Raw genomic sequence first — 19,825 nt, forward strand, 5'->3', positions numbered from 1 at the left:
GAGAGTGGCAAGGGTCCGGGGTGGCCCGAGCCGGGGGTAAGGAGCGGACGTTGACCTTGTTGCGCGATCTCATCGAGATCCCGGAGTCGGTCGGTGACACCGACTTTGTGGTCCGCGCGTCCGAGGCAGCCGACCTGGAGCATTACGTCGTCACTGACGATCTGCGGCGCAACTTCGACGAGGCGCTGGGCATGGTGGCGCACGCGGTGCGCAGCGGGAAATCGCAGGCAAAGTTCCTGCACGGCTCGTTCGGCTCCGGTAAGTCGTACTTCATGGCCGTGCTGCGGGAGATTCTGCGGCACAACTCGAAGGCGCGCCACGTGCGCCGGCTGGCCGAGCCGATCCTCAAGGCCGATCCGGCGATCAAGGGCCGTAGGTTTCTGACGCTGACCTTCCACATGCTCGATGCCCGGTCGGTGGAACAGGCTGTCCTCGAGGGATACCTGCGGCAGATCACCGCCTTGCACCCGGACGCGCCCGTCCCGGCCGTGCACCGCTCCGACGCCCTGCTCGACGACGCGGCCCGGTTGCGGAAACAGCTGGGTGACGACAGGTTCTTCGAGCTTCTCGGCGGGGACGGTTCCGGCGGCGGTTCGACCGGCCAGCTCGCGGTGGACATGGCGCAGGAGGGCGACTGGACGGCGGAGAGCTACGCCCAGGCGGCGGCCGAGCCGCCGGGCACGCCGCTGCGTGACGAGCTGGTCATCGCGCTGACCCGGACATTCTTCTCCGGCGCGGTGCGCAGCGGGGAATACCTCGACCTCGACACCGGACTCAAGGTGATCACCCGGCACGCCAAGGCGCTCGGATACGACGCGATGGTGCTCTTCCTGGACGAGTTGATCCTCTGGCTGTCCACGAAGATCGCTGACCACACGTTCGTGCAGACGGAAGGCGCGAAGCTGAACAAGCTGGTCGAGTCCTCCGACGAGGCCCGGCCGCTGCCGATCGTGTCGTTCGTGGCACGGCAGCGGAACCTGGAGGAGTTCCTCGGCCCACAGGTCGGCGGCACCGAGCGGGCCGCACTGGCGGATGTGATGCGTAGCGTGCAGGGCCGGCTGGGCACGGACATCGTGCTGGCCGACACAAACCTGCCGCAGATTACCGAGGAGCGGCTGCTCAAGCCGAACAGCGATGCCGCCCGCAAGGCCATCGACAACGCCTTCGCGGCCGTACGAAACCGGCGCGACGTGTGGGACGCGCTGCTGCTGGGCGCGCAGTACGGTGACGCTGGCATCGGCTCGGACGCGACCGCGTTCCGGCGGCTATACCCGTTCTCCCCGGCGCTGGTCGCCACGCTCGTGGCGCTGTCGCAGGCGTTGCAGAGGGAGCGGACCGCGCTGAAGGTGATGACCGAACTGCTCGTCGAGCGGCGGGACACGTTGCAGGTCAACGATCTGATCGGGGTGGCGGCGCTGTTCGAGCCGCTGGTCCTGCGCGGCGAATTGCCGGACCGGCCGCAGCTCAAACAGAAGTTCCAGGACGCGCGGGACACCTATCAGCGCAAGCTGCGCCCGTTACTGCTCGGCATGCACGGCATCGACGAGTCGCAGACCGCGACGCACGAGCTGTTCCAGATCGACGACAAGCTGGTCAAGACGCTGATCCTGGGTTACCTGGTCAGCGAGGTTCCGGCGCTGCACAACCTCACCGCGGCCAAACTGCACGCGCTCAACTTCGGTTCGATCGCCTCGCCGCTGCCGGGTTACGAGAACCAGATCGTGCTCGGTCGCCTGCGCCAGCTCACCGCCGATGCGGGTGAGCTGCACATGACCGACGGGCCCGATCCGGTGATCTCCATCAAGATCACCTCGGCGGACTACGACAAACTGCTCGACCTGGTGCCGGTCAACGAGACCGCTGCCGGGGTGCTGCAGCAGATGGTGCGCGACATGGTCTGCGGTGAACTGGGCTTGAGCGGCCAGTCCGGCGGTTTCGGCGAATACCCGTTCTACCGGGAGTGGCGCGGCCGCAAGCATCTGATCAACGTGCGGTTCGGCAACGTCCGCGATCGTGACAACATGCCGGACAACGCGGTGATCGCCGACGGCGACGCGTGGCGGGTCGTCATCGACTACCCGTTCGATCCGGGGCACCGGCGCAACGAGGACTTCTCGCGCATCGAGACCCTATCCCGCGGCTCCCGGACGGTGTTCTGGATGCCGCTGTTCCTCAGCCAGGAGGCGATGGGCCGGGTCGGGACCCTCGCGAAGATCAATTACCTGTTGGTCGGTCCGAACGGGGACCGGCTGAGCGTGCTCGCCGCCGACGAGTCCGCCGCGTACCGGCAGCAGGCGAAGGTGTATTTCCAGCAGCGCCAGCAGCAACTGAAGTCGGCGTTGCTGGCCGCGTTCAAGCAGGCCTACGGCGTGGCCAAGCCGGAACCGGCCAACGTCGAACCGGATGCGAAGGGGGTGCTGGATACGCTCGCCGAGGGGTTGCGGGTCGGTGACCCGCGTGGCGGCACCCTCGCGGACGCCTTCGCCAACCTCACCGCCGAACTGCTGAACTGGTCCTACCCGGGCCGGCCGGCCCTGCCCGAGGACGAGAAGGCACCCACCCGGCCCGAACTGAACAAGATCCTCATGTACGCCCGGCGGGCCGTCGCCGACCCGACCAAGGGGGTCGCGGTCGACGCCGCCGACCAACGGAACATCCGGCGGATCTGCAACCAGCTGCGCCTCGGCGAACTGGCCGAGCACCGGTACGTGCTCACCCCGAGCACCTGCCTGTGGAGCGGGCACCTGAGCCAGTTCGCCGCCCGGGAGAACTACACCACCCACTTCCCTGTCCATGTCCTGCGCCGGCTGCTCGACGAGCCCGCGGCCCGCGGCTTCGACCGGGACTTGCAGAACCTGATCATCGCGGTGTTCGCCGAGGAACAGCAGCTCGCCTGGTACCAGCACGGCTCACCGGCCCCGGTCGACACCGTCCAGGCGGTGACCGACCAGCTCGAACTGCGCCAGGTCAAGCTGCCCGACCAGGACGTCTGGGACCGGGCCCGCATGCACGCCGGGGGCATCCTCGGGGTGAGCACTCCGGGCTATCGCAGCGCCGCCGGGGTCGCCACCCTCGCACAGACCATCCGTGATGCCGCGAAACGCCACCGGGAGTCGACGGCGCTGCTGGTGAGCGGGCTGGAACAGCACGCGACGACGCTCGGCCTCGACCCGGACGCCGCGCACGGCCGGCTGCACCATGCCCGGCAGGCCGCCCGGCTGCTCACCGACCTGGCCGCCGAGAACGACGACCTGGTGCTGGTCGGGATCATGGCCGGCGCGGGATTCGACATCGAGGACGCCGCGGTCGGCAACATCTTCACCACGGCGGCTCAGATCGTCCAGGCGCTGAACGGCACGCACTGGGACATCCTGGAGATGTTCCGCAAGCGCGCCGACGGCGGCGATCCCCCGGCCAAGGACGTCCTCGACCGGCTGGCCACCGCCGCCCGGCACGACGCGCACGCCGCCGATCTGCCCGAAGCGCTGAAAGCCGCGATCAGCCGGGCCACCGCCCTGATCATGCAGACGCCTGCACCTGGATCCGGGAACTCCGACGGCACCCCGTCGACGACGGCGACGCCGTCGAGCGGAGCCGGTCCGGCTTCCGGCGGCGCGACGACTGGTGCGGCGACGGCGATGCGGGAGCCTGGCGGGACGACGACCACCCCCGGCGGCATCCAGATCCCTCGCCCCAGAAAGGATTCGGGCACCACCCGAATGGTCGTCCAGAGCCGGCAGGATCTCCAGAAGCTGGTCACCACCCTGCGGGCCGAACTGGACGCCGGCCGCCCTGTCGACGTGTCGTGGGAGATCCGGTGACCGTCGTTCAGCCTGCCGCGATCAGGCGAAAGGTCGAAGCCTGGCTCACCGACGACCGTGACCGGGCGCCGGCGATCGCCCTGCGGGCCGCACCGACCTGGGCCGGTGAACCGGTCCTCACCGTCGGCGGCACCGCCGTGCGGGTCGTGCCCTGCCTGACTCCACTCGCCGCCCGCGCCGCCCTGCACGACCGGGCCGACGGGGAACGGATCGTGCTGCTGACCGAGCTGTCCGACGACGAACTCGGCGAGGGCCTGCTCGCCCACCTCAGCGAGCAGCACGTCCGCAAGGTCGACATGTGGGACGTCGCCACGCAGATGTTCAAGGTGTTCGAGGTGGACCCCACCCTCGTGGCGGAGGGCCGTTGGGTCGCCGAGGCGCTGATCGACTACAAGCCCGTCGCCGAGTGGCCGCCGTCGCCGGGCGCCGTGCTCACCCGCGACCATGCCCTGCGCAGCCTCGCCACCGAACTGCTGGGCCTGGGCCGCGACGAGATCGACAGCGCCGGGCTGTTGCAGTGGAGCACCGACGCGGCTCGGGTCCTGCGGCTGGAGAAGCTGCCCGGCAAGCTGCTCGACGGGCTTGCCGGCTACCTCGTCGAGACGGCCGGGCTCGTCGCGGTGCCGATCATGGCGGCTACCCGGGGAGGGCACGGGGTCGACGCCGTACCGCTGGGTCTGCTGGTCGGGGTCCTCTGGCCGGACCGCACCGGACCGCGTGCCACCGCGATCGCGGTGGCACGGACCCGGCTGGAGCCGTGGTTCGGCGGAACCCGCCTCAGTGCGGCACACGCGCTGGCGCTCGGGTCGGCCGCGGAGATCTGGGTGGACCGGGTGATCGGTCTGGAAGGCGGTGCCGGCGAGGCCAACCGGATGCTGGCCCGGGCCGAGAGCATCGCGAAGGAGATCGACGCCCTCGGCCTGCTGGGCGCGAGCAGCCTCCTGCCCACCGGTTTCCTGCAGCGGATGCGGGACGTCGCCGCCGCCGTACGCCTCGCCGTGCCGGTGGCCGGCACCGCGGACCCTGCCTTGATCGCCTCGGCGCAGGACGCGCTGGCCCGGCTGGGCGAACACCGCAGCGGAGACCCAGACCGGCTGAAGATCATGCAGATGGCCGTCCGGCTCCTGCGCTGGCTCGCCACACCCGAGCAGCCCAAGCCCGTCACCCTCTACGCGGCCCTGCACCGCCAGGTGCGCTATGACGGCTGGGTCGACCGGGCCCGGCTGGACATCTTCGCCGGCGACACCGACCCGCAGGTCGCCGAGGCGCTGCACCTGTTGCACCGAGCTGTCGACGCCCGCCGGTCCCGTCACGACCAGCAGTTCGCCGAACTGCTCGCCGCTGACACACAAGCCGAGGCCGCCCCTGGGGAACTGATCCGGGTCGAGGACGTCCTCGACCGGGTGGTCCAGCCGATTCTCGACCGGGGTCGCCGGGTCCTGTTGCTGGTCATGGACGGGATGAGTGTGGCCGCCGCCACCGAACTCGCCGAGTCGCTCACCCGGGTCGGCATCTGGAGCGAGGTGACACCACACGGTGGGCCCCGCACGGGTGCACTCGCCGCCCTGCCCACCATCACCGAGGTCAGCCGGTGCAGCCTGCTCAGCGGCCGGATCGCGGTAGGGCAACAAGAGGCCGAACGCAGCGCCTTCGGCGCGCGTTTCCCCGGCGGGCAACTCCTGCACAAGAGCAGACTTCGTGGGCACGCCGGGGCGGCCATCGCCCCGGACGTCACCGCCGCCCTGGCCGATCCCGGCGTGCCACTGGTTGCGGCCGTGGTCAACACCATCGACGACGCGCTCGACCGCAGTGAACCCGGCATCACCGTCTGGAGCAGCGAGACCATCCCGAGCGTCAAGGATCTGCTGGTGTTGGCCGACGGGCGAACCGTGGTGATCGTCTCCGATCACGGGCACGTGGTCGACCGCGGTCCCGAAGCCACGCACCGGCCCAGTTCCAGCGACGAGAACCGCTGGCGGCCGGCCGACACGCCCGCAGGCGACGGCGAGATCCTCGTCCGAGGTTCCCGGGTCGCCAAGGGTGACGGCACTGTCATGCTCGCCTGGCGCGAGCAACTGCGCTACGGCCCCCGGAAAGCCGGCTACCACGGTGGCGCTGCACCCGCCGAAGTCGTCATTCCACTGATCGTGCTCACCGACAGCGACGATGCCGGCCATCCCGACTGGCAGCCCGCGCCGGTCGCCAGCCCGTCCTGGTGGCGGGAGTCGCTCGCCACCGGCCCGCTGACTCCCAGCCACCCGGTCCCGCCGCAGGCCGGTCGGCAGACGACGTCGAAGAGGACCGTCCCGGCCCAGGCGGAGAGCCTGTTCGACATGGCCACACCGCCCGCTGAGCCCACTGTCGTTCCGGTGCAGCCCGACCTGATCAGCGAGCTGCTGGCCAGCCCTCTCTACCGGCAGCGCCGCGATCCCCGGGCTCCGCTGGCCGACGAACGGGCCGGCGCGCTGCTGCGTACGCTGATCGACGGTGGCGACCGGGCGACCATGGACACGCTTGCCGCCCGGGCCGGCGTTCCCGCCGGTCGGATCCACGGGGCGATCACCGCGTTGCGTAAGCAGCTCCAGGTCGAGGGCTATCCGGTGCTGTCCATCGACCCCGACAACGTGACCGTCAAACTCGACCGGGTGCTGCTGATCGAACAGTTCCAGCTGGGAACGGCATGAGCGCGGAGATCTCGGCGCGGCGGCGCAAAGACATCATCGACGCTCTGCGCCGCGGCGTCGTACCCATGAACGGTCTGGACGCCCTGGCCGTCGGCCTCGATCGGTTCGAAGCCGCGCTCGACGACGACCTGGACCGGGCAGCCGGCGGCGGAAGCGTTTTCAAGGCGGTACGCGGCGAGTACGGCGCCGGAAAGACGTTCTTCACCCGCTGGCTCGCCGAACGCGCCAAACGTCGCGGATTCGCCGCGGCCGAGGTGCAGGTTTCCGAACTGGAAACGCCCCTGCACCGGATGGAGACCGTCTACCGCCGGCTGGTCGAGAACCTGAGCACCGAGCAGTTTCCCGCCAGCGCGCTGCGCCCGATCCTGGACGGCTGGATCTACGCCCTCGAAGAGGACGTCCTGAACGGCGGCGCTGTGGCCGAGGACGACGCCGCCGGGTTGGACACCTCCGTCGGTGCCCTGCTGGAGACCAGGCTCGCCGAGATCTCCCGGAGCACACCGGGCTTCGCGGCGGCACTGCGCGGCTACCGGGCGGCCACCGCTTCCGGCGCTCACGCCGTCGCGGACGGACTGGCCGCCTGGCTCGGCGGCCAGCCACATGTCGCCGCGGCCGCCCGCCGAGCCGCCGGCGTCAAAGGTGACCTCGACCACTTCGCCGCGATGAGCTTCCTACAGGGCCTACTCACCGTTCTACGCGACAGTGGACACCCCGGCCTGCTGCTGGTACTCGACGAGGTAGAGACCCTGCAACGGGTCCGGTCCGACGCCCGCGACAAAGCCCTCAACGCGCTGCGCCAACTCATCGACGAGATCTACGCCGGCCGGTTCCCCGGTCTGCTGCTGATCATCACCGGCACGCCAGCGTTCTACGACGGCGCCCAGGGCGTGCAGCGGCTCGCCCCACTCGCCCAACGGCTGGCCACCGACTTCGGGTTCGACCCTCGCTGGGACAATCCCCGGGCGACCCAGCTGCGGTTGCCGGGTTTCTCCCTCGACGCCCTCGTCGAACTCGGCAGCCGGGTCCGCGCCATCTACGCCAGCCCCGCTGCCGAAGGCCGGATCGACGATGGTTACCTGCGGGAACTCGCCGTCGCGGTGACCGGCAAGCTCGGCGGTCAGGTCGGTGTCGCGCCCCGCGTCTACCTCAAGAAGCTCGTCGCTGACGTGCTGGACCGGGCCGATCAGTTCGCCGACTGGAATCCGCGTGAACACTACGCACTGACCGTACGCTCGGACGAACTCACCGAGGTCGAACGCAATGCCGCCTCCGCCGACGACATCAGCTTGCAGCTGTAGGAACCCACCATGAGTTCCACGCTGGATCCGGTGCTGCTGCACCACATCGTCAATACACTCGGGTGGCCCGACCTGCGGCCTTTACAACGCGACGCTGTTGCGCCGCTGATCGCCGGTGAGGACGCTCTGCTGCTCGCTCCGACCGCTGGCGGCAAGACCGAGGCGGCGATCTTTCCGATCCTCACCCGGATGGCAGCCGAGCGCTGGACTGGCACTTCCGTGCTCTACCTGTGCCCGCTCAAGGCTCTGCTCAACAATCTCGAACCCCGGCTGGAACGCTACGCCGACTGGACCGGCCGCCGTGTCGCCCTCTGGCACGGCGACGTCACCAGTAGCAAACGCCGGGCCATCCTGGTCGCCCGCCCGGACATCCTGCTCACCACTCCGGAGTCCCTTGAGTCGATGCTGGTCAGCGTCAACGTCGACCACCGGGCGTTCTTCGCTGGCCTGCGAGCTGTCGTGGTGGACGAGGTCCACGCCTTCGCCGGCGACGATAGAGGCTGGCACCTTCTGGCCGTACTCGAACGGCTCACCCACCTGATCGGCCGGCCAGTGCAACGAGTCGGGCTATCCGCGACCGTGGGCAACCCGAACCGGCTCCTGACCTGGCTGCAAGGCTCAGGCACTGGTACTCGCCCGGCCCGCGTCGTCGCGCCAGAACTGCCTGTCCTCGTACCGGGAGAACCATCCTCCGCTGTGCCACCAGGAGAGATCGAGCTCGACTATATCGGTTCCCTCCAGAACGCCGCCAAGATCATCGCTGGTCTCCACGCTGGTGAGAAGCGCCTGGTCTTCTGCGAGTCCCGGCAAGCCGTCGAAGAACTCGGCAGCCTCCTGCGAGGCAAAGGCATCACCACCTTCCTGTCACACGCCTCGCTCTCCGCCGACGAACGACGCCGCTCGGAAGAAGCGTTCGCCGAAGCCCGCGACTGCGTCATCGTCTCCACCAGCACCCTGGAACTCGGCATCGACGTCGGCGACCTCGACCGCGTCATCCAAATCGACACACCGGCGACCGTGGCCTCGTTCCTCCAACGCCTCGGCCGCACCGGCCGCCGGCCCGGCAGCACCCGCAACTGCCTGTTCCTCACCCGCGACGGCGACGCCTTACTCGAAGCCGCTGCCCTGCTCCTCCTCTGGGGCCGCGGGTGGGTCGAGCCCGTCATCGCACCACCCGAACCCCGGCACATCGCCGCTCAACAGATACTCGCCCTCTGCCTGCAGGAACACCGGGCGGGAGATCAGACCTGGTCGCAGTGGTGGAACGGCCTGGCCCCGTTCGACCGCAGCGCCGACCCGATCCTGCGCCACCTGATCGACCAGGGCTATCTCGACAGCGACGGCGGCATGCTGTTCATCGGGCCCGAAGCCGAACGGCGTTTCGGGCACCGGCACTTCATGGGTATGACCGCCGTCTTCACCGGCGCACCTGAATTCACCGTGCTCGTCGGCCGCGAAGAACTGGGCCGCATCGACCCGGCCCTACTCACCGAAGAGGTCCAGGGCGACCGACGCCTCCTGCTCAACGGACGCAGCTGGCGCGTCACCTACATCGACTGGCGCCGCCGCCGCTGCTTCGTCGAACCCGCCGACAGCGGCGGCAAAGCCCGCTGGACGACCGGCGGCTGGTCCGGCCTCGGCTTCGAGTTGAGCCGTGCCATGCGTGACGTACTGCTCGGCGCCGACCCGCCGGTGAAGCTCACCCGCCGAGCCATCGACCGCCTCGCGCAGGTGCGTGAAGATGAATCCTCACTGGTGCACCCAGGCGGTAGCGTCATCCTGCGCGATCAACGCGGCGACGACCTCCGCTGGTGGACCTGGGCAGGCTTCCGCGCGAACGCCACACTCGCCGCAACACTCGCCGAGGTCGTCGACCCGGTTCAGCGCTTCGACGACCGGCACATCAGGCTCAGGGAAAACGTCACCCCCGCCGAATGGCGGGCCCTCATCGCCGATGCCAGCCAGCGGCTTTGCCTGCCCGAAGTCAACAAGAAGGCCCTGGATGGACTCAAGTTCAGCCAGGCATTGCCGGAGCGGCTCGCGATGGCCACGCTGGCCGCTCGACTCGCCGACCTCGGAGGAGCACGACAAATCCTGGTGGAACCGAGCCGCTTCGTCTCAGCCTGACCCAGCTTCTTCCACGATGATCTTGATTTGCATCTGACGTGTCGTCCGCGGATTGAGGATTCTCAACCTTCCGGCAGACGACCACGTCATGGCGAAGCGGGACTTTGACTGCGGCGTGTGCTGGTCAAACGTTCCGGCAGCGGGTCGCCGGTGACGGTGGCCGGGTGGTTCGCATGGTGCAAAGTCCGGCACCCCCCATGGCTGGTGAGCTGGGAGAATGTGTATGCGGGGGGAGTTCCAACCATCTCTATCGGAGTGGAGAGTCTGCGGCCAGAAGCCTGGCAAGGAGCGCTGAACACTTGAGGCGAAAGCCTGAAGTGAGCCGAGCGGCCGCCGATTTGTTGGAGCCTACCTTCGGGTCTCAGGCTCGCCGCGTGCGCAGTATTGGCGCTCCTTGACAGAGGTGTGGACGACGTTCACACTTGCTCGTGATGTCGTGAACGACATTCACAGGAGGTTCGATGGTTGCGGATGGGGCCGATCTTGTCGGCCTGGCGGAGATCGCCGAGCTAGCCCACGTCAGCCGCACCGTGGTCTCCAACTGGCGAACACGCGACGCGCGTTTCCCGGCCCCGGTGGCGGAACTTCGCGCCGGCCCAGTGTTCGCGCGAGATGCGGTCAGGCGATATCTTCGGAGGAGGAGCAGGCACATGGCGCACGTAATTTCGACGATCAACCTCAAGGGCGGCGTAGGAAAGACGACAACGACGATTGGGCTGGCCGAAATGCTATCGGCCGAGTTCGGTAAGAGGGTTTTGGTAATTGACTTGGACCCTCAAACCAACGCAACAACCGTCCTGATCGGCGAGGATAGATGGCGTGAACTCAACATTCAGGGCAACACTCTAGTTACGCTCTTTACGGACGCCTTGCGCACCGACGGCGAGGACGCCGAATTCGACCTCGACGCCACCCTTCAGCGAAAGGTCAGTCCAGTCGCCGAGGTGAGGACAGTTGACCTGTTGCCGTCCTCGCTGGATCTCATCGATGTCCAAGATCGGCTAGCGTCGATGCCCTCCGGTCGGTTCTACTCGAATAACCCCACCGACCTGCTCAGGAGGGTCGTCCGGCCAATCCTTGACGACTACGACTTCGTCCTCGTTGACTGCCCTCCGAACCTCGGCATCGTGACACTGAACGGTCTTCGCATCTCCGACGGATACATAATCCCGACGATCCCCGACGTTCTTTCGACGTACGGCATTCCCCAGATTCAGGCCCGAGTGAAAGCTTTCGCGGACAACCTTGGGGAAACGATCAGCGAGATCGGTATCATCGTCACTAAATACCGTGCCGCATCGACGGTTCATCGCACGACGATCGACCGGCTGCTGAACGACGAAGAGTTGCCGCCTGTCTTCGAGACCGTCATCCCCGAAGGTAATGCGATCGCCGCCTCGGCCGAGTTTTCCTCGACGTCCACCCTGCGCCAAAAGTACCAGTATCAGGGCGGCTACGAAGTTTTTCGTGACCTGGCCAAAGAATTCATCGACGCCGTAGAGGACGCCGTGTGACCAGCCAAATTCCTCCGGACGCCATCTCCGGCTCCTTGCAAGCAGCTTCCGACTCGCTGTCACGGCTCGCCGAAACGCGACCCGAGGTCGCCGTTCCGCTGGCCAGGATCATCTCGGCAGTCGCCGACGAAGCGATCCGCACGAGCCGATTTTCCACTGCACTGCAACGCGCACTGACCGCTGAGGTTCATCAGTCAGCACCCGGAAGTCCCGTACGACGAAGCGGACGCCGGGCTCCGGGAGCCCTCGATCCGTTCGCCGTATTTGGGGAACAAGGTGAAGACGGCCTGCGAGCGCGCCTAGCCGAACTCGACTTGGAACAACTTCGCGACATCATCGCTGAATACGGCATGGACCACGACAGGCTCGCGATGAAGTGGAAGGACCCATCCAGAGTCATCGATCGTATCGCGGAGAAGGTTGGATCACGGACAGCCAAGGGCTCCGCCTTCAGGCAAACGTCAGCTGACTGAGATGAGACCCGGTAACGACGCTCGAAGTTGCTGAGGTGATGGACCGGTCCGGTCCGGTCCGGACCGGACAACTGCCGGAAACCTCATGATCTGCGACAGCCAGCCAGCAGTCCTGCTGGCAGCCGGTCGCCCGTCACCAGGGTGCCGTGGTTTGCATGGTGCAACGTCCGGCCCGCCGGGTTCGAGTCCGGCGAGCTATCACATTTTGCGGTCCATCGCTACGCGTCCGAACCCGGCAGCGAACATTCAGAACAACCGCGACCGAGGGGTGTGGGCTGAAGCCTTCAACTCTCGGTCGCCCTTATCGAGGGGGCAGGACGATTCGTTCCTGGATGACGAGCTGCGAAGTTCGTCCGGCCGTAGCCGGCGTTTGGGGTGCTTCGCGTGACCCGCCCCGGGCACTCCGAGGACTAGTGGACACCGGCCCCCGTTTCCGCAGGTCGGAGCCGCTGGCCGAACTTCCGGCTCTCAGCCTGCTCACAGCCGGCGGGCACGGCACCATGAGCAATTTGCGCCTACTCTTGAACGGCACAATCATGCGTGCCGCAACCTCAGGGAGGCTGGACACAGTGAAGACTTCGAACCCGGTGCTCTCGCGCCTCGGCCAAGCGGCCGAGCGAGAGCGGGCTGCTGGGTATTCCCCGGCTGGGCCATACGGACCGGCCGCCGGTCAGCCGGGTTACGGTCAGCCGTACCCGTCGGCTGACGGCGGCTACCCGTCGGCCCCGCCGGCCGTACAGCCGATGACCATCGATGACGTCGTCGTCAAGACCGTCATCCTGCTCGGCATCGTCGGCGTCTCCGGCGCGGCGGCGTGGAACCTGGTGCCCGACGCTCTGGTCGGCGCCGCCTGGATCGGCGCGGCGGTCGTCGGCCTGGTGCTCGGCCTGATCATCTCGTTCTCCCGGGTGGCCAACCCGGGCCTCGTGGTCGCCTACGCGATCGTCGAGGGCGCGTTCGTCGGCCTGGTCAGCAAGACGTTCGAGAGCTTCTACCACGGCATCGTGCTGCAGGCGGTGCTCGCCACGTTCGGCGTGTTCTTCCTGATGGCGGTGCTCTACCGCGCCCGGGTGATCCGCGCGACGCCGAAGTTCGCCCGCGGCCTGATCGCCGTCATGGGCGGTCTGTTCGCGATCATGCTGATCAACTTCGTGCTCTCGCTGTTCGGCGTGAACACCGGCCTCCGCGACAACGGCATCCTCGGCATCGGCTTCAGCCTCGTCTGCATCGTGGTCGCCTCGCTGAGCTTCATCCTCAGCTTCAACGAGGTGGAAGAGGGCGTCCGCCTGGGCCTGCCCGCCCGTTACGCCTGGACCGCCTCGTTCGGCATCCTGGTCAGCCTGATCTGGCTCTACCTCGAGGTCCTGCGCCTGATCAGCTACTTCCAGGGCGACGACTAGTCCCCAACTCACGACGACGGCCGGCTATTGGCCAGCCGCCAACAGCGCCCGAGCCGTCTCCCCACGGCCCGGGCGCTGTCCCTTCGCCGGGTAGATTTCGGCCCGTGACCGACTTCAGCACGGGCGTGGAGCGTCTGCTCAAGCAGATCGCCCACTGGACGGAGTCGCGTTGGCGCGGCCGGGACGACCACGTGCACGCCCTGGTTCAGCACCTGGCTGACCTGGCCGCGGACGCCGAGGGCCGGCCCCGGCGCCCGGTGCCGCGCCTGCACCCGATGGTCCTGCCCGATCAGCTGCGGGTCATGGCCGACGACCTGATCGGAAGCGGCGCCCCGCTGGAGGGCGCCGCTTCGCTGGTCGACGAGACCCGCCATCGCCTCTCCTGACCCGCAACCACTCACGCAGGTGGAGCGAAGCGACCCTCGGCGGGAGCGACGGTCTGCACCCACCACCCAGCTACGACCTCGGGATCTTGATTTTCAGCTGAGGCGCTCGATGACCATGGCCATGCCCTGGCCACCGCCGACGCACATGGTCTCGAGGCCGATGCTCTTGTCGTGCCAGTCGAGCGAGTTGATCAGGGTGCCGGTGATGCGGGCGCCGGTCATGCCGAACGGGTGGCCGACCGCGATCGCGCCGCCGTTCACGTTCAGCTTCTCCAGCGGGATGCCCAGGTCACGGTAGGACGGGATGACCTGCGCGGCGAACGCCTCGTTGATCTCGACCAGGTCGACGTCGTCGATGGTCATGCCCGCGCGGGCCAGCGCCTGCTTCGACGCCTCGACCGGGCCCAGCCCCATGATCTCGGGGGAGAGCGCCGTCACGCCGGTCGACACGATCCGGGCCAGCGGGGTCAGGCCCAGCTCGCGCGCCTTCGTGTCGCTCATGATCACGACCGCCGCGGCGCCGTCGTTGAGCGGGCAGCAGTTGCCGGCGGTGACCCGGCCGTCCGGGCGGAACACCGGCTTGAGCCCGGCCACGCCCTCGATCGTCACACCCGGCCGCGGGCCGTCGTCGACCGACACGACCGTGCCGTCGGGCAGCGTCACCGGGGTGATCTCGCGCTCCCAGAAGCCGTCCGCGATCGCCTTCTCGGCCAGGTTCTGGCTGCGGACGCCGAACTCGTCCATCTCCGCCCGGGAGACGTCCTTGAGCTGGGCCAGGTTCTCGGCGGTGTAGCCCATCGCGATGTAGACGTCGGGGATCTTGTCGTCCTCGCGGGGGTCGTGCCACACCCCGCCGGTCGCGGCCGACTCCTTCGTCCGCGCCTCGGCCTCGGCGAACTCCGGGTTCTGCCAGCCGCCGCCGACCAGGGCCTGAGCCTCGGGCGGGAGCCCGTCGGAGCTGCCGCGGGCGTATCGGGAGACCGTCTCGACCCCGGCCGAGACGAAGATGTCACCCTCGCCGGCCTTGATCGCGTGGAAGGCCATCCGGGTGGTCTGGAGCGAGCTCGAGCAGTAGCGGGTCAGCGTGGCGCCGGGCAGCCCGTCCAGGCCGAGCTTGACGGCGACCACCCGGGCCATGTTGAAGCCCTGCTCGCCACCGGGCAGGCCACAGCCCAGGTAGAGGTCTTCGATCAGCGTGCGGTCGAGCTCAGGCACCTTGTTCAGGGCGGCGTCGACGATGGTGGCGGCGAGGTTGTCGGCCCGCAGTTCCCGCAGCGAGCCCTTGACCGCGCGGCCGATCGGGGAGCGGGCGGTGGCGACGATGACAGCTTCCGGCATGAGCCTCACGTTACGCGGCGGTAACATGCCGTGGAAAGTGTCGGTTCGTCACACCCGCCGCGTCAGACCGCGGCGATCAGGGCGGCTTCCTCCACGGCGGGGAACAGGGCGTGGGCCCAGACGCGGTAGCCGTCGGCGGACGGGTGGAAGCCGTCGTAGCAGAGGGTGCCCGCGTCGGCCCGGAAGACGGCGCCGGTCTCGCGGCCCAGTTCGACCACCACGCCGCCGGCCTCGGTCACGGCTCTGGCCTGGGCCTTGGCCACGCGGCGGCCGAGCAGCCCGGCGATCTGGCGCAGCGGCGGGGCGATCGAGCGGACCGCACCCAGGTCGGGGCAGGTGCCGACGACGACCTCGACGCCGGCGTCACGCAACCGGCGGACGGCCGCACCGAGATGGTCGGCCGATTCCTCGGGAACGCGCAGACCGGTCGCGTCGTTCGTGCCGATCAGCACCACCGCCACGTCGGGCTTGTCGCCGAGCAGCGCACGGGCCACCTGAGTGGCCAGGTCGGTGGAGCGGGAACCGGCCACGCCGACGCTGGACAGCAGCACATGGCGCTCGCCGGTGTCGGCCGAGCCCTCGGCCAGCATGCGGGCGAGCTGCCCGCCGACCGTCTCGGAGAGCCACTCGACCCCGACACCGATCGCCGCCGAGTCGCCGAGCAGCACCAGGCGCAGTTTCGGCGCGTGGGCCGGACCCATGCTGGTGCGCAGGGCGAGGCCCATGGTCGGTTTGGCATAGCGTCGGCCGCGCGCGGCGATCGCCTCACCCGCGATCAGCGCGACGCTGCCCACCGCGCTCGCGATCAGCGTGGTGGCCGCGGCCTTGCCGATGCGACCCGTCAAACCCGTCATACCTGGCCTCCCTCCGGTGTCCACCCTACGGCCGTGGCCGACGAACGGCCGCTCGGAACCGCCCCATCGGTAGACGCCGCCGGAGCCGGAGAGGTTGTGCCGGGCAACTCGCCGGGGCGCGCGGCGCGGTGGCTGAACCGGAATCGCTGCTCGCCGAACCACGGGTGGTGGCGCAGCTGGGCCCAGACACCGGCCGGACCGCGGGCGCGTCCGTTGACCTTGGTCGGGCGGACCTCGGTGCCGGCCGCCCGGACCGCCTCCTGGGCCGCCTCCTCGAGGCTGCGCACCCCCTCGGCCCCGCTGGGCGCGACCCGGTCGTCCTCGCCGAGCGCGGCCATCAAAGTGGGCATGATCACGGCGGCCGCGCGGGCGTACCCCACCGCCGAGGGGTGGAAGTGGTCGGAGCCGAACATCCGGATCGGGTCGGCCTCGAACTGCCGGCCGAGCAGGTCACCGATCGACACCGTGCTGCCGCCGGCCTCGACCACGGCCACCGTCTGGATGGCGGCGAGCTGACGGCTCCAGTGGCGGGCCAGCCAGCGCAGCGGCCGCTTGATCGGCTGGATCGCCCCGATGTCGGGGCAGGTGCCGACCACCACCTTGCAGCCGGTGGCGCGCAGCCGCCGGACCGCGTCGCCGAGGTGTTTGGCCGCCGCCCCGAACCCGGTCACATGGGTGACATCGTTGCCACCGATCAGGATGACCGCGACCTCAGGCGCGTACTCCAGCGCGTCGTCGACCTGGAAGGGAAGACCGGCCGACATCGCGCCGACCACCGCGACCCGATGAAGGCGGACCGGCCGGCGCAGCCGCCGGGACACGCCGGTGGCCAGCAGCGCGCCCGGCGTCTCGCGCGGGCGGTGCACGCCGTAACCAGCGGCGGTCGAGTCGCCGAGAACCACCATGCTCAGCGGCTTGCCGGGGAACTTCGGACCGTACAGACCGTCACCACGCGGGGGCGGCGCCTCGGCCATCGGGATGATCCGCCGGGCGTCGGCCGCCTGATGAAGCAGCAGCGCCAGCGACAGACCGGCCGCGCCCGCGGCGCCGCCGGCCACTCCGCCGGCGATTCGCCCGGCCCGGACCCAGTTGATCCCCTCCACAAGCTCCAAGCTAACTCGCAGGGGCGACAGTTCGCTGTCTACTTAAGGCCTGTTTCGTGACCCGCTCCCGACCTGTCGCACGCTTGGCACTGGCGCGTACGAGTCATATTGGGCTGATCGGGGAAAGGAAGAGGTATGGCTAAGACGCTCAAGCGCGCCTCGGCGTTCAGCGCCCTCGGGCGGGCCCTCATGCGTGGCTCGCGCGGGGGACCGTCTCTGAGCAAACGACTGGCCGCGCTACCCCGGATGATCAAGGCAAGTGCCAAACGTGAGTACGACGGCGGCTGGCGGGTGGCCGCGATGGCCGCCGCGACCGCCTACGTGGTGTCGCCGTTCGACTTCGTCCCGGAGGCGGCCCTGCTGGTGGTCGGCCTGGCCGACGACGCCGTGATGATCACCTGGCTGGCCGGCGCGATGCTGGCCGAGACCGAGCGCTTCCTGGAGTGGGAGCAGGAACGAGATCGCGTCGTCGTAGTCTGACGGCGTGCGCTACTACGACAACGTCGTCGAACTCATCGGCAACACGCCCCTCGTGCGTCTCCGCAGCGTGACCGAGGGCATCTCGGCCACGGTGCTGGCCAAGGTGGAATATTTCAACCCCGGCGGCTCGGTCAAGGACCGGATCGCGCTGCGGATGGTCGAGGACGCCGAGAAGGCGGGCATCCTCGGCCCCGGCGGCACCATCGTCGAGCCGACCAGCGGCAACACCGGCGTCGGCCTGGCCCTGGTGGCCCAGCTGCGTGGCTACCGCTGTGTCTTCGTCTGCCCCGACAAGGTCAGCGAGGACAAGCAGAACGTGATGCGGGCGTACGGCGCCGAGGTGGTGGTCTGCCCGACCGCGGTGGCGCCGGAAGACCCACGCTCCTACTACAACGTGTCCGACCGGCTGGCCCGGGAGATCCCCGGCGCGTGGAAGCCCGATCAGTACAGCAACCCGGCCAACCCGCGCTCGCACTACGAGGAGACCGGGCCGGAGCTCTGGGACCAGACCGGCGGGCGGATCACCCACTTCGTGGCCGGCGTCGGCACCGGCGGCACCATCTCCGGGGTCGGGCGCTACCTCAAGGAGCGGGGCAGCGTCCGCGTCGTCGGCGCCGACCCCGAAGGATCGGTCTACTCCGGCGGCACCGGGCGGCCGTACCTGGTCGAGGGGGTCGGCGAGGACTTCTGGCCGGAGACCTACGACCGGTCGATCTGCGACGAGGTCGTCGAGGTGTCCGACTCGGACTCGTTCGACATGACCCGCCGCCTGGCCCGCGAGGAGGGCCTGCTGGTCGGCGGCTCGTGCGGCATGGCCGTGGTAGCGGCGCTCGAGGTGGCCCGGCGGGCCGGCCCCGACGACGTGGTGGTCGTCCTGCTGCCGGACGGTGGCCGCGGCTACCTCTCCAAGATCTTCAACGACGACTGGATGGCCCGCTACGGCTTCCTGCACACGTCGGCCGGGACGCCCACGGTGGCCGACATGCTGGCCGGCAAGGACGGGCGGATGCCGCCCCTGGTGCACGTCCACCCGACCGAGACGGTCCGTGACGCGATCGACTACATGCGGGAGTACGGGATCAGCCAGCTTCCCGTCCTCAAGGCCGAGCCCCCGGTCGTCACCGGCGAGGTGACCGGCTCGATCGCCGAGAAGGCCCTGCTCGACGCCATCTTCACCGGCCAGGCCCACCTGCACGACACGATCGAACGGCACATGGGCGACCCGCTGCCGATGATCGGCGGCGGCCAGCCGGTCGCCGAGGCGGTGGCCCTGCTGGAGAACGCCGACGCCGCCATGGTCCTCATCGACGGCAAGCCGGCCGGCGTCCTGACCAGGCAAGACCTCCTGGCCCACGTCTCGTAGGCCGTCCACCGCCCGGCTCGCCTGCCCCCGCCTGTGGACAACGCCGCAAAATCGTCGCCCGCGTCCGCTACCTTTCCGCCCACCCAGTGCCGGGGTGGGGGAGGTGGCGGTGCGCGCGCGAAGATCATTTCGAGCGCCGACGCGTGCCAAGATTCCGGCGGTTGGCGATGGCCGGTCCGGCGGTCGGGCCGATCGGCGCGGAGCGCCGTCAGGGTGACCAGTCACGCAGGTGGAGCGAAGCGACCCTCGGCTACTTAAGAGGATTGGTGTTACGACCGCGGCCGGGCCGGGCTGGGTCGAGGTGACCGGCAGGGTTCTCTGGCCTCGGCTTCATGGCTCGGTTGATCATCGGTGTCGACCCGCACAAACGCTCGGCCACCATCGAAGTCCTCGATCAGCGTGAACGGCCGGTCGCGACCGGCCGCTACGGCACCGACCACGCCGGCTACCGGGCCATGCTCGCCGCCGGCCGTTCCTACCCCGACCGCGTGTGGGCGGTCGAAGGCTGCGGCGGCATCGGCCGGCACGTGGCCCAGCGCCTGGTCGCCGACGGTGAAACCGTGCTGGACGTACCCGCGAAGCTGTCCGCACGGACCCGCGCGTTCGCGACCGGCAACGGCCGTAAGACCGACCCGGCCGACGCCCACCACATCGCCGTGACCGCGCTGCGCACCCCGGGGACTGCACCACGTCGGCGCCGATGACGTCACCACCGTGCTGCGGCTGCTGATCGACCGCCGTGAACAACTCGCCGTGACCCGCACCGAAACGATCAACCGGCTGCACCAGCTACTGCTCGAACTGATCCCCGGTGGAGCGAAGAAAAACCTGAGCATCCACCAGGCCCGCGACCTGCTGGCCGGTATCACCGCCCCCGCCCGCACCACGACCACGGACTGGGTCACGGCCACCCGCCGGCACCTCGCCGAAGACCTGCTCGACGAGATCACCACACTGGACACCAAGATGAAAACCGCGGAGAAA

14 protein-coding genes are annotated in these 19,825 nt (G+C 69.0%); 11 read left to right on the plus strand and 3 right to left on the minus strand.

All coding sequences use genetic code 11. The annotated features are described in order from the left end of the window. The first annotated feature begins 50 nt into the window (after positions 1–50). The 8 genes from AB0O15_RS15750 (at position 51) to AB0O15_RS15785 (ending at position 13,703) form a co-directional block, all read left to right on the plus strand. Complete coding sequence (locus AB0O15_RS15750) at positions 51–3,821, plus strand: phage resistance protein (protein ID WP_364318786.1); 3,771 nt, start codon at positions 51–53, stop codon at positions 3,819–3,821. Continuing rightward, the gene (gene pglZ, locus AB0O15_RS15755; RefSeq protein WP_364318788.1) at positions 3,818–6,505 is read left to right on the plus strand and encodes a BREX-2 system phosphatase PglZ; all 2,688 of its coding nucleotides are present in this window, start codon (positions 3,818–3,820) and stop codon (positions 6,503–6,505) included. The genes AB0O15_RS15750 and pglZ overlap by 4 nt, the downstream gene beginning before the upstream one ends. Continuing rightward, a complete protein-coding gene (brxD, locus tag AB0O15_RS15760; protein ID WP_364318790.1) occupies positions 6,502–7,803 on the plus strand; it encodes a BREX system ATP-binding protein BrxD in 1,302 nt (433 codons plus the stop codon). The genes pglZ and brxD overlap by 4 nt, the downstream gene beginning before the upstream one ends. A 9-nt stretch (positions 7,804–7,812) precedes the next feature. After that, positions 7,813–9,930, plus strand: a complete 2,118-nt coding sequence (locus tag AB0O15_RS15765) for a DEAD/DEAH box helicase (RefSeq protein WP_364318792.1) — start codon at positions 7,813–7,815, stop codon at positions 9,928–9,930. Between the two features lie 461 nt (positions 9,931–10,391). Continuing rightward, the gene (locus tag AB0O15_RS15770) at positions 10,392–11,444 is read left to right on the plus strand and encodes an AAA family ATPase (protein WP_364318794.1); all 1,053 of its coding nucleotides are present in this window, start codon (positions 10,392–10,394) and stop codon (positions 11,442–11,444) included. Continuing rightward, a complete protein-coding gene (locus AB0O15_RS15775; RefSeq protein WP_364318796.1) occupies positions 11,441–11,917 on the plus strand; it encodes a hypothetical protein in 477 nt (158 codons plus the stop codon). The genes AB0O15_RS15770 and AB0O15_RS15775 overlap by 4 nt, the downstream gene beginning before the upstream one ends. A gap of 569 nt (positions 11,918–12,486) precedes the next feature. Then, positions 12,487–13,317, plus strand: coding sequence for a Bax inhibitor-1/YccA family protein (locus AB0O15_RS15780; protein ID WP_364318798.1), 831 nt, complete (start codon positions 12,487–12,489; stop codon positions 13,315–13,317). A 104-nt stretch (positions 13,318–13,421) separates the two neighbouring features. Then, positions 13,422–13,703 carry a hypothetical protein gene (locus AB0O15_RS15785; protein ID WP_364318800.1) on the plus strand — a complete coding sequence of 94 codons (282 nt, stop codon included), beginning with the start codon at positions 13,422–13,424 and terminating at the stop codon, positions 13,701–13,703. Between the two features lie 93 nt (positions 13,704–13,796). On the opposite strand, the gene AB0O15_RS15790 is transcribed toward AB0O15_RS15785, so the two are convergent. The 3 genes from AB0O15_RS15790 to AB0O15_RS15800 form a co-directional block, all read right to left on the minus strand. Further along, entirely contained in the window at positions 13,797–15,041 is a 1,245-nt protein-coding gene (locus tag AB0O15_RS15790; protein ID WP_364318802.1) for an acetyl-CoA C-acetyltransferase, read from the minus strand. A gap of 62 nt (positions 15,042–15,103) precedes the next feature. Next, positions 15,104–15,895 (minus strand): SGNH/GDSL hydrolase family protein, encoded by a 792-nt coding sequence (locus AB0O15_RS15795; protein ID WP_364318803.1) that lies wholly within the window; start codon positions 15,893–15,895, stop codon positions 15,104–15,106. Next, positions 15,892–16,965 carry a GDSL-type esterase/lipase family protein gene (locus tag AB0O15_RS15800; protein WP_364319048.1) on the minus strand — a complete coding sequence of 358 codons (1,074 nt, stop codon included), beginning with the start codon at positions 16,963–16,965 and terminating at the stop codon, positions 15,892–15,894. The genes AB0O15_RS15795 and AB0O15_RS15800 overlap by 4 nt, the downstream gene beginning before the upstream one ends. 168 nt (positions 16,966–17,133) lie before the next feature. Between AB0O15_RS15800 and AB0O15_RS15805 the strand changes: the two genes are divergently transcribed. From AB0O15_RS15805 to AB0O15_RS15815, 3 genes are all read left to right on the plus strand, one after another. Beyond that, positions 17,134–17,478: a YkvA family protein gene (locus AB0O15_RS15805; protein WP_364318805.1), complete on the plus strand. Its 345-nt coding sequence runs from the start codon at positions 17,134–17,136 to the stop codon at positions 17,476–17,478. Between the two features lie 4 nt (positions 17,479–17,482). After that, positions 17,483–18,841: a cystathionine beta-synthase gene (locus AB0O15_RS15810; RefSeq protein WP_364318806.1), complete on the plus strand. Its 1,359-nt coding sequence runs from the start codon at positions 17,483–17,485 to the stop codon at positions 18,839–18,841. 332 nt (positions 18,842–19,173) lie between these two features. Next, positions 19,174–19,545, plus strand: a complete 372-nt coding sequence (locus AB0O15_RS15815; RefSeq protein ID WP_364318808.1) for a transposase — start codon at positions 19,174–19,176, stop codon at positions 19,543–19,545. Positions 19,546–19,825 lie beyond the last annotated feature (280 nt).

This window comes from Actinoplanes sp. NPDC089786, from assembly GCF_040684855.1.
Classification (GTDB): Bacteria; Actinomycetota; Actinomycetes; order Mycobacteriales; family Micromonosporaceae; genus Actinoplanes.

Bases quoted from the DNA above. Each gene is read 5' to 3' on its own strand.
- brxD (WP_364318790.1), top strand. From the start codon at position 6,502: ATGAGCGCGGAGATCTCGGCGCGGCGGCGCAAAGACATCATCGACGCT.
- AB0O15_RS15765 (WP_364318792.1), top strand. From the start codon at position 7,813: ATGAGTTCCACGCTGGATCCGGTGCTGCTGCACCACATCGTCAATACA.
- AB0O15_RS15770 (WP_364318794.1), top strand. From the start codon at position 10,392: ATGGTTGCGGATGGGGCCGATCTTGTCGGCCTGGCGGAGATCGCCGAG.
- AB0O15_RS15790 (WP_364318802.1), bottom strand. From the start codon at position 15,041: ATGCCGGAAGCTGTCATCGTCGCCACCGCCCGCTCCCCGATCGGCCGC.
- AB0O15_RS15795 (WP_364318803.1), bottom strand. From the start codon at position 15,895: ATGACGGGTTTGACGGGTCGCATCGGCAAGGCCGCGGCCACCACGCTG.
- AB0O15_RS15805 (WP_364318805.1), top strand. From the start codon at position 17,134: ATGGCTAAGACGCTCAAGCGCGCCTCGGCGTTCAGCGCCCTCGGGCGG.
- AB0O15_RS15815 (WP_364318808.1), top strand. From the start codon at position 19,174: ATGGCTCGGTTGATCATCGGTGTCGACCCGCACAAACGCTCGGCCACC.